Consider the following 10,434-nt stretch of genomic DNA (forward strand, 5'->3'; position numbering starts at 1 on the left):
GCGCTCCCCGGAGACTGCTCCGGGACGCCGGGCGCGGTAACCCCTGTGACCCCCCTAAAGAGGGTCCCTCCTTTTCGGACATACCAGCCTTTCCCACCGCCCGCCCGGGCACCGCCAATTCATAGGGGACTGTTTTCCGACAATGAGCGGCGCGACGTCCCGTGGCCGTTGCGCCCATGTGATAGAACAACCGCTCTGGGCACCGATACGGCGCGGCGACTGGGGTGGGTGTGGATTTCGAGAATGCGTACGACCGGATGGAATTGCAGAGCCGGGCGCCCACGACGGCGGGCTTTCCCCCGGCCCTGCCCTATCCGGGCACACTCACCCTGCTCCAGGACCTGCTGACCGAGTCGTCCGCCAGCCGGGGCCGGCTCGCGGTCGTCTCCGGCGGCCAGGCCAGCGGCAAGACCCGGCTGCTCAACGAGTTCGCCGAGACCGCCGAGGAGGGCGGCGCGCTGCTGCTGCGGGCGTCCGCCTCGCGCGGCGAGTCGGCCCTCCGGTTCGGCATCGTCGAGCAGTTGTTCTGCACCACCCGGCTGCCGATCGGGGTGGCCGACCGGATCGCCGGGCTGCTCACCGCCGGCGGTGAGGACACCACCGCGTTCCGGGCGATCTTCGCGGTGATGCTGGACCTGGCCCGCGGCGGCCCGCTGGTGGTCACCGTCGACGACGTCCAGTTCGCCGACCCGCAGTCCCAGCAGCTGCTGCTCTACCTGCACCGGCGGCTCGGACCGGCCCGGATCCTGCTGGTGGTCACCGAGTGGAACACGCCGCGCCCGGGCACCTCGGCGTTCAGCGCCGAGCTGACCCGCCGCCCGCACGAGCGGGTGCTGCTGGCCCGGCCCGGCGTGGCCGAGGTGGCCGGGCTGATCACCCCGCGGCTGGGCGCCGGTGGGGCCGCGCTGGCGCCCCTGGTGCACCGGCTCAGCGGCGGCAACGCGCTGCTCGCCCTGGCCCTGGCGATGGACCTGCACAACGCCGGCGTCCCCGGTGGCCGGGAGCCGGGCGTCGCCTTCCGGCACGCCGTGCTCGAATGCCTGTACCGGTGTGACGCCCCGCTGCGCGACGTCGCGTACAGCCTCGCCGTGCTCGGTGACTACGCGCAGGCCGACAACGTCAGCCGGCTGCTCGGGATCACCACCGACGAGGTGGCCCAGGCGGTCGCCGTGCTCACCGAGGCGGGGCTGCTCAGCGACGGCGCGTTCCGCCACCCCAGCGTCCCGGAGCTGCTGCTCGAGACGATGCCGGCCGAGCAGCGCGGCGCGCAGAACCTGGCCGCCGCCAGCCTGCTCGATCGGTGCGGCGCCCCGCCCACCGAGATCGCCCGCCAGCTGGTGATGGGCGGGCAGCCGCCGGAGCCGTGGGCGGTGCCGGTGCTGCGCGAGGCGGCCGATCAGGCGCTCGCCGCCGACCGCGTGCAGTTCGCGATCAAGTGCCTGCGGCTGGCGCTGTCCGCCGGGCTGACCGACGGGCAGCGGATCCGGATCACCGCGATGCTGGTCCGCGCCCTGGACCGGCTCAACCCGGCGGCGGCCGCGCCGCACCTGCCGGAGCTGCTGTCGGCGCTGCGCCGTGGCGAGCTGACCGGCCGGGACACCGCGGTGGTGATCCGCAACGCGCTGTGGAACGGCCGGCTCACCGAGGTGGCCGACCTGATGCGCACGGCGAACACGCACGCCCTGCTGACCGAGCCGGGGATCGCCGCCGAGCTGCGGCTCAACCAGTACATCCTGTTCGGTCAGCTGCCGGAGAGCTTCCCGGCCCGGGAGGACGCGGCCGGCAACATCTTCGCGCGGGCGATCGACGCGCTGTGCACGATGTGGCGGTCCGGCCCGGACGCGTCGGTGATCGCCAGTGCCGAGCAGGTGCTGACCAACTATTCGCTCGGCGACACGACGGTGAGCACGATCGCCGCGGCGCTGTCCATCTTCACCCACGGCAACCGGCACGACGAGGCCGCGACGTGGTGCGAGCGGCTGATCGCGGACGCCACCCGGCGCGGCGCGGCGAGCTGGACCGCGGTCTTCAGTTATCTGCGGGCCGAGGTGGCGCTGCGTCGCGGCGATCTCGCGGTGGCCCGCGACTACGCCGAGGAGGCGCTGCGCCGGCTCGCCCCGGAACACTGGGGTGTGCTGGTCGGCTATCCCCTGTCGGTGCTGGCGAACGCGCTGACCTGGCTCGGCGAGCACGACCGGGCCGGCGAGGTGATGCGCACGACGGTCACCCCGGCGCCGATGCTGTCCACGCTGTGCGGGATCCGCTATCTGCAGGCCCGCGGGCGGCACTACCTGGCCACCGAGCGGGTGTTCGCCGCCGCCAAGGACTTCCGGCAGGTGGGCACGCTGGCCCGGGAACGCAATCTGGACGTGCCGTCACTGGTCCCGTGGCGCACCGATCTGGCCGAGGCCAGCGCCCAGCTGAACCGCCCGGCCGAGGCCCGGGACCTGCTGCACCAGCAGTTCCAGCAGCGTGGTCTGGACGGCCGGGCCCGCGGTGCGGCGCTGCGGCTGCTGGCCGGGCTGGGCGACCCGGCCCGCCGGGTGGGGCTGCTCAAGCAGTCGGTGTCCGCCCTGGAGGCGGCCTGCGACCGGTACGAGCTGGGCCGTGCCCTGCACGACCTGAGTCAGGCCCAGCGGCAGGCCGGTGACGTGGAACGGTCCCGGCAGACGGCGAGCCGCGCCGCGCAGGAGATGAAGGCCTGCCACGCCTCGGACACCGGGCTCGCGCCGGTGGCCGCACCGGAGCCGGGCAGCCCGCCGGCCGGGCGCCCCCGGGCGGCCGCGGCCGACGACCGGGCCGCCGACATGACGCTGAGCAAGGCCGAGCAGCGGGTGGCGACGCTGGCCGCGCAGGGTCACTCGAACCGGCAGATCGCCCGCACGCTGTACATCACGATGAGCACCGTGGAGCAGCACCTGACCCGGGTCTACCGCAAGCTCAACGCCCGGTGCCGCGAGGACCTCGCGCTGCTGCTGGCCGGTCCGCGGGTGTTCTGAGCGACCCCTAAGCCGGGGTTAGGGGCCGCTCCGGATTCCGGCGGCCGGGCACAGCCGGTACCTCTAGCCGGGCAGGGTCACCGACGGTGGCCCCACCGACTCGAGGAGGGCCTCCAGATGGGCCGCGTGGAGAACAAGGTCGCCCTGATCACGGGCGCCGCACGGGGACAGGGCCGCAGCCACGCGGTCCGCCTCGCCGAGGAGGGCGCGGACATCATCGCGCTCGACATCTGCGAGGACATCGACGTCATCGACTACCCGATGGGCACGGCGGAGGAGCTGGAGGAGACCGCCCGCCTGGTGGAGAAGGCCGGCCGGCGGGTCTTCCACCGCCGGGTCGACGTCCGGGACCGGGCCGCGGTGCACGCCGCGATCGACGACGGGGTGGCCGAGCTGGGCCGGCTGGACGTGGTGATCCCCAGCGCCGGCGTGAACCAGCTGGGCGCCGACCGGCCGCTGCGGACGTTCACCGAGATCGTCGACGTGAACCTGTCCGGCGTGCTGAACACGGTGCACGGCGCGATCCCGCACCTGGGCGCGGGCGCCTCGATCATCATCATCGGTTCGGCGGTCGGGCTGATGCCCGGGCACGGCGAGTCCGGCCCGATGGGTCTGGGCGGGGCCGCGTACTCGATGGCCAAGCAGACCCTGGTGCTGTACACCAGCCTGTTCTCGGTGCAGCTGGCGCCGCTGAACATCCGGATCAACGCGGTGCACCCGGCGAACGTCAACACCCACATGATCCAGAACCGGGCGACGTACGAGATCTTCCGCCCCGACCTGGACGAGCCGACCGCCGAGGACGCCCGGGAGGGCTTCTACGCGTTCCAGGGCATGCCGATCCCCTACATGGAGCCGCAGGACGTCTCGCACGCGATCGTCTACCTGGCCTCGGACGAGTCCCGGTACGTGACCGGTCTGCAGTTCAAGATCGACGCCGGCGCGCTCGGCAAGATGGGCCGCTGACATGCGATTCGGACTGCTGTACCACCACCAGCTGCCCCGGCCGTGGGCCGACGACAGCGAGGAGCGGATGCTCCTGGAGTCCCTGGAGCAGATCGAGCTGGCCGACAAGCTCGGCTTCGACTACGTGTGGGAGACCGAGCACCACTTCATGGAGGAGTATTCGCACTCCTCCGCCCCCGAGGTGTTCCTGGCGGCCGCGGCGGCCCGCACCTCGCGGATCCGGCTGGCGCACGGCATCGTCTCGCTCCCGCCCGGGGTCAACCACCCGGTCCGGGTCGCCGAGCGACTGGCCACCCTGGACCTGATCTCCGGCGGCCGGGTCGACTTCGGCACCGGCCAGGGCAGCACCCAGCTGGAGCTGGAGGCGTTCGGGGTGTCCCGGGCCACCAAGCAGGAGCAGTGGCAGGAGGCGCTGGAGGTGGTGACCCGGCTGCTCACCGAGTCGCCGTTCACCGGGCATTCCGGCGCGTTCCTGGACCTGCCGCCGCGCAACGTGGTGCCGAAGCCGAAGCAGAAGCCGCATCCGCCGCTGTGGGCCGCGTGCAGCCGCCCGGAGGCGGTGGAGCAGGCCGCGCGCAACGGGCTGGGGGCACTGTCGTTCGCCTTCATCTCGCCCGAGGAGGCCAAGGCCCGGGTCGACGCGTACTACCGGGTGATCGCGTCCGAGCAGTGCGTCCCGGCCGGTTTCGCGGTCAACCCGCAGTTCGCCCTGGTGCTGCCGTTCTCGTGTCACGAGGACGAGGAGGTGGCGCTGGACCGCGGTCTGGAGGGCGCGCACTTCTTCGCCTACTCGTTCATGCACTACTACGTGAACGGCAAGCACCGGCCCGGCCAGTCCAACGTGACCGAGGACTTCCAGCGGTTGCGCGGCCAACTCGGCCTGGTCCGTGACCCGGGCGCGGCGTTCCTGGCCGCGGTGGACGACAAGACCCGCGAGGAGCGGGCCGCGCTGCGCCGTTGCATCGGCACGCCGAAGCAGCTGACCGAGACGATCCGGGCGTACGAGGAGGCCGGCGTCGACCAGATCATCTTCCAGGCCCAGATCGGCGCGAACCGGCACTGCGACATCCTGGAGTCGCTGGAGCTGTTCGCGGCCGAGGTGCTCCCGGAATTCGCCGAGCGGCGGCCCGCGCGGGAGGCCGCCAAGCAGGAGCGGCTGGCCGCGGCGGTGCAGGCGGCGGTGGCCCGCAAGCCGCGGCAGAGCGCCGACGTCTCGGACTACGTGGCCCGGGCCGAGCGCCCGGAGATGATGCGGCGCTGACCGCCCACGAAAAAAGCGCCGGGGCTCCCCGGCGCTTTTTTCGTGCCGGAGCTCAGCCGCCGAGCTCCGCGTCGAGCATGGCGAACAGGTCTTCGGCGTTGGCGGTGGACAGGTCCGCCCGGGCCGGGATGGGCGCGGCGGCCGGGGCGACCAGCTTCCGGTGCAGGTGCGCGGCGAGCGCCCCCGGGCTGGGGAAGTCGAAGATCAGCGTCGGCGGCAGCCGGTGCCCGGTCGCGTCGTTGAGCCGGTTCCGCAGTTCCAGCGCGGTCAGCGAGTCGAAGCCGAGGTCGAGGAAGCCTCGTTCGGCGGCGATTCCGCTGGGCCGGTCGTGTCCCAGCACCGCGGCCGCGTCCTTGCGGACCAGCTCCAGCACGGCGCGTTCCTGGGCCGCCGCGGGCAGCGCCGCGAGCCGGGCCACCAGCGCCGCCGGGCCGGCCGCCGGCTCGGCCGCGACCACCCGCCGCCGGGTCCGCCCGGCCAGCGTCCAGAGCAGCGCCGGCACCTCGTCGGTGCGGTTGCGCAGCGCGGTCGCGTCGACCCGGATCGGCACCGACAGCGGCCGGTCCGCGGTGAGCGCGGCGTCCAGCAGGGCCAGCCCGTCCTCGGCGGCCAGCGGCGGCAGCCCGAGGTGCCGCATCCGGGCCCGGTGGGTCTCCGCCAGGCCGGCGCTGAGCCCGGTGTCGACGTCCCACAGGCCGTAGGCGACCGAGGTGCCGGGCAGGCCGGCGGCCCGCCGGTGCACGGCCAGCGCGTCCAGGAAGACGTTGGCCGCGGCATAGGCGGCCTGGCCGGAGGCGAGCACCAGACCGCCGGCCGAGGAGAACAGCACGAACGCGGTGAGCGGCCGGTCCGCGGTGAGCTCGTGCAGGTGCCAGGCGGCGTCCGCCTTGGCCCGCAGCCCGTCCCGCAGCTGCGTCTCGGTGACCGCCTCGAGCAGGGCGTTCTCCGCGGTACCGGCGCAGTGCACCACCCCGGTCAGGTCGGGCACCTCGGCGAGCAACCGCTGCAGCGCCGCACGGTCGGCCACGTCGCAGGCCGCGACGGTGACCTCGGCGCCGAGCGCGGTCAGCTCCGCGTGCAGCCGGTCGGCGCCGGGTGCGGCCGGGCCGCGGCGGCTGACCAGCAGCAGCCGGCCGACGCCGTGCCGGGCCACCAGGTGCCGGGCGACCAGCGCGCCGAGGCCACCGGTGCCACCGGTGACCAGCACGGTGCCGGTCGTCGGCCAGCCCGGGCCGGTGCCGGCCGGGGCCGGAGCCAGCCGCGGCACGTATCCGGCCGGGCCGCGCAGGGCCAGCTCCGGTTCGCCGGCCGCGAGCGCGGTGCCCACCGCGTCCGGAACGCTGGTCGCCGGGTCCGCGTCGACCAGCACGATCCGGCCCGGGTGTTCGGCCTGGGCGGCCCGGATCAGCCCCCAGACCGGGGCCTGGCAGACGTCGACGCCGTCGTCGCCGGGCACCGCGACCGCGCCGCGGGTGACCACGACCAGCCGGCGGCGGCCGGCGTCGCCGAGCCACCGCTGGACGGCGTGCAGGGTTTCCCCGGCGACCGCCCGGACCGCGGCCGGCACGTCCAGGCCGGCCGGGGTGACGCAGACGTGCACCTCGGCCGACTCGGTGACGCCGGCCGGCGGCGTGACGGCCCGCCATGCGATGTCGTACAGCGACTCGTGGTGGCCGTCGCCCGCGGGGAGGGCGGTGACCGGCCGGGAGACGAGCGAGCCGACGGTGAGCACCGGTTGCCCGGTCTCGTCGGCGGCCTCCAGCGCGATGGTGGCCGCGTCGCCGTCGTCGTGCCGGATCCGCACCCGCAGCGTGCCGGCGCCGGTCGCGTGCACGGCCACCCGGTTCCAGCTGAACGGCAGCAGCGCCGGCCCGTCGTCGGCCAGGATGTCGGCGTGCATGGCCGCGTCCAGCAGCGCGGGATGCAGGCCGTACCCGTCGTCGGTGGCCGGCAGCCGCACCTCGGCGAAGGTGTCCGCCCCGCGCCGCCAGGCCGCCCGCAGGCCCTGGAAGGCGGGGCCGTAGTCGTAGCCGCGGCGCGCCATCCGCGGGTAGGCGTCGGCCACGTCGATCGGCTCGGCGCCGACCGGCGGCCAGGTCGCCAGGTCCGCGGCCGGGATTCGCGGGTGGGCGGCGCCGAGCGAGCCGTCGGCGTGCAACTGCCACGGCGCGTGCTCGGCACCGGCCGGGCGGGAGTGGATCCGGATCGGGCGCCGCTCGTCCGGGCCGGGCGGGCCGACGGTGACCGTGAGGTCGCGGGCCTCGGCGCCGGACAGGGTCAGCGGCGCGGCCAGGACCAGCTCATCCAGGGCCGGCGAGCCGAGCCGGGTGCCGGCGGACACGGCCAGTTCGACCAGGGCGGTGCCGGGCAGCAGCACGGTGGCGTGCACCGCGTGGTCGGCGATCCACGGGTGGGCCGCGGCGGTCAGCCGGCCGGTCAGCACCGCGCCGCCGTCGGGCAGCCGCAGCAGGGCGGACAGCAACGGGTGCGCGGCCGCGGCGAGGCCGAGCGCGGCCGGTTCCGGGGCGGGCCACACCTGGGCCTCGGACCAGAACCGGCGGCGCTGGAACGCGTAGGTCGGCAGCGGCACCCGGACCACATCCGAGCCGGCGTGCAGGGCCGCCCAGTCCACCGTGATCCCGGTGACGTACGCGGTGGCCAGCGCGGCCAGCAGGGTGCGCACTTCCGGCTGGTCACGCCGGCTGGCCGGGCAGGCGACCAGGTCCGGCAGCGCGGTCTCGGCGAGCGGCGACAGCACCGCGTCCGGGCCCAGCTCCAGCAGCAGCGCGGCGCCCTCGGCGGCCATCGCCCGGACCCCGTCGAGGAAGCGGACCGGTTCCCGGACGTGCCGCACCCAGTGCCCGGGCGTGTCGATCACGCCGGCCTCGGCCCGCCGGCCGGTGGTCATCGAGACGATGCGGGTGTCCGGAACGGCGTACGACATGGTCGTGGCGATCTGCTGGAACGCGGGCAGCGCCGGGTCCATCAGCGGTGAGTGGAAGGCGTGCGAGGTGCGCAGCCGGGTGGTGCGGGGGAACCGCGCGGCGATGCCGAGCACCGTGCCGGCGTCGCCGGAGACCACCACCGCGGCCGGCCCGTTCACCGCGGCGATCCCGGTGTCCGCGGTGAGCAGCGGCGTCACCTCGTCCTCGGAGGCGGCCACGGCGACCATCGCGCCGCCGGACGGCAGCTGCTGGATCAGCCGGCCGCGGGCGGCGACCAGCCGGCAGGCGTCGGCGAGCGGCAGCACCCCGGCCAGGTGGGCGGCGCTGATCTCACCGATCGAGTGGCCGCCGAGCACGGCGGGACGGACCCCGCACGACTCGACCAGCCGGGCCAGCGCCACCTCGAAGGCGAACAGCGCGGGCTGGGCGTATTCGGTGGTGTCGAGCAGGTCCGGCCCGATGTCCCGTAGCGGCCGGCCCAGGTGCGGGTCGAGTTCGGCGAGCACGGCGTCGTACGCGGTGGCGAAGCCGGGGAAGGCGTCGTAGAGTTCGCGGCCCATCCCGTGCCGTTGCGAGCCCTGGCCGGTGAACAGGAACCCGGCGCGCGGCGGGGCGCCGGCCGGGACGGTGCCGGTCAGCACGTCCGGGTGCGGCTCGCCGGCGGCCACCGCGTCCAGCGCGGTGACCGCCTGTGCCCGGTCGGTGGCCAGCACCACGGCCCGGCAGGCGAACGCGGTCCGGCCGGTGGCCAGCGAGTAGGCGACGTCGGCCGGGCGCAGGTCGGCGGCGGCCCGCAGCCGCTCGGCGAGCGCGGCGGCCTGGGCGCGCAACGCCTCCGGGGTGGTCCCGGACAGGGCGAGCGGCCAGTGTCCCGACGCCGGTGCCGGGGCGGGGGCCGGCGCGTCGGGCGCCTCCTCCAGGATGACGTGGGCGTTGGTGCCGCTCAGCCCGAACGACGACACGCCGGCGCGGCGGACCCGCTCGCCGCGCGGCCAGGGCCGGTTGGCGGTGAGCAGCTCGACCGCGCCGGCGGTCCAGTCGACGTGCGGGGTGGGGTCGTCGGCGTACCGCGAGATCGGCAGTTCCTCGTGGCGCAGGGCCTGGACCATCTTGATGATCCCGCCGACCCCGGCCGCGGCCTGGGTGTGCCCGAGGTTCGACTTGAGCGAGCCGAGCAGCAGCGGCGCGCCGCCCGGCGCCCGCTCCCGGCCGTAGGTGGCGAGCAGCGCCTGCGCCTCGATCGGGTCGCCGAGTCGGGTGCCGGTGCCGTGTGCCTCGACCGCGTCGATGTCGGCCAGGGTGAGGCCGGCGTCGGCCACCGCCCGCCGGATCACCCGCTGCTGGGACCGGCCGTTCGGGGTGGTCAGGCCGCTGGACGCGCCGTCGGAGTTGACCGCGCTGCCGCGCACCACGGCCAGCACCGGGTGTCCGTTGCGGCGGGCGTCGGAGAGTCGTTCGAGCAGCAGCAGGCCGGCGCCCTCGGAGCAGCCGGTGCCGTCCGCCCGCGCCGAGAACGACTTGCACCGGCCGTCTCGGGCGAGGCCGCGCTGGGTGCTGAAGTAGACGAACATGTCCGGGTTGGCCATCACCGTGACACCACCGGCCAGGGCCAGCGTGCAGTCGCCGGCGCGCAGCGCCTGGACCGCGGAGTGCAGCGCCACCAGCGAGGAGGAACAGGCCGTGTCGACGGTGACGGCCGGGCCCTCCAGCCCCAGGCAGTACGCGACCCGGCCACTGACGATGCTGCCGTCGCTGGTCCCGAACCCGTAGTCGTGATACATCACGCCGGCCCAGACGCCGGTCGGGGTGCCGCGCAGCGAGCGCGGGTCGACGCCGGCGTTCTCGATCGCCTCCCAGGCGCATTCGAGCAGGATCCGCTGCTGCGGATCCATGGTCAGCGCCTCGCGCGGGCTGATTCCGAAGAAGTCGGCGTCGAAGTCGGTGGCGCGGGGCAGGAAGCCGCCCTCGCGGGCGACGCTGCGGCCGGGCCGGCCCTCCTGCGGGTCGTAGACGTCGGTGGGCCAGCCGCGGTCGGACGGGAACGCCGACACCGCGTCGGTGCCGTCGGCGACCAGCTTCCACAGCTCGTCGGGGGAGGTCACGGCGCCCGGGTAGCGGCACGCCATGGAGACGATGGCGATCGGCTCGGCGGCCGCGGCCAGCGCCGCGTTCAGGCTGCCGTTCTGCTGGCGGAGGGTCTCGTTCTCGCGCATCTGCTTGCGCAGCGCGTCAACGATCTGGTCGACGGAAGTGGCCACCGGCC

Annotated in this window: 4 protein-coding genes; 3 read left to right on the top strand and 1 reads right to left on the bottom strand. The window is 75.0% G+C overall.

Going from position 1 to position 10,434, the window contains the following annotated elements; translation table 11 throughout:
• The first annotated feature begins 230 nt into the window (after positions 1-230).
• The 3 genes from ACSP50_RS29745 to ACSP50_RS29755 all read left to right on the top strand — a co-directional run bounded on the left by ACSP50_RS29745 (position 231) and on the right by ACSP50_RS29755 (position 5,226).
• Positions 231-2,999 carry an AAA family ATPase gene (locus ACSP50_RS29745; RefSeq protein ID WP_155123672.1) on the top strand — a complete coding sequence of 923 codons (2,769 nt, stop codon included), beginning with the start codon at positions 231-233 and terminating at the stop codon, positions 2,997-2,999.
• 117 nt (positions 3,000-3,116) lie between these two features.
• Positions 3,117-3,965 (top strand): mycofactocin-coupled SDR family oxidoreductase, encoded by an 849-nt coding sequence (locus ACSP50_RS29750; protein WP_014693006.1) that lies wholly within the window; start codon positions 3,117-3,119, stop codon positions 3,963-3,965.
• A gap of 1 nt (position 3,966) precedes the next feature.
• Positions 3,967-5,226, top strand: a complete 1,260-nt coding sequence (locus tag ACSP50_RS29755) for an LLM class flavin-dependent oxidoreductase (protein WP_014693007.1) — start codon at positions 3,967-3,969, stop codon at positions 5,224-5,226.
• A 52-nt stretch (positions 5,227-5,278) separates the two neighbouring features.
• Here the strand turns inward: ACSP50_RS29755 and ACSP50_RS29760 are convergent, their stop codons facing one another.
• Positions 5,279-10,429 (bottom strand): type I polyketide synthase, encoded by a 5,151-nt coding sequence (locus ACSP50_RS29760; RefSeq protein ID WP_014693008.1) that lies wholly within the window; start codon positions 10,427-10,429, stop codon positions 5,279-5,281.
• Between the last annotated feature and the right edge of the window lie 5 nt (positions 10,430-10,434).

The sequence above is a fragment of the Actinoplanes sp. SE50/110 genome, from assembly GCF_900119315.1.
Classification (GTDB): domain Bacteria; phylum Actinomycetota; class Actinomycetes; order Mycobacteriales; family Micromonosporaceae; genus Actinoplanes.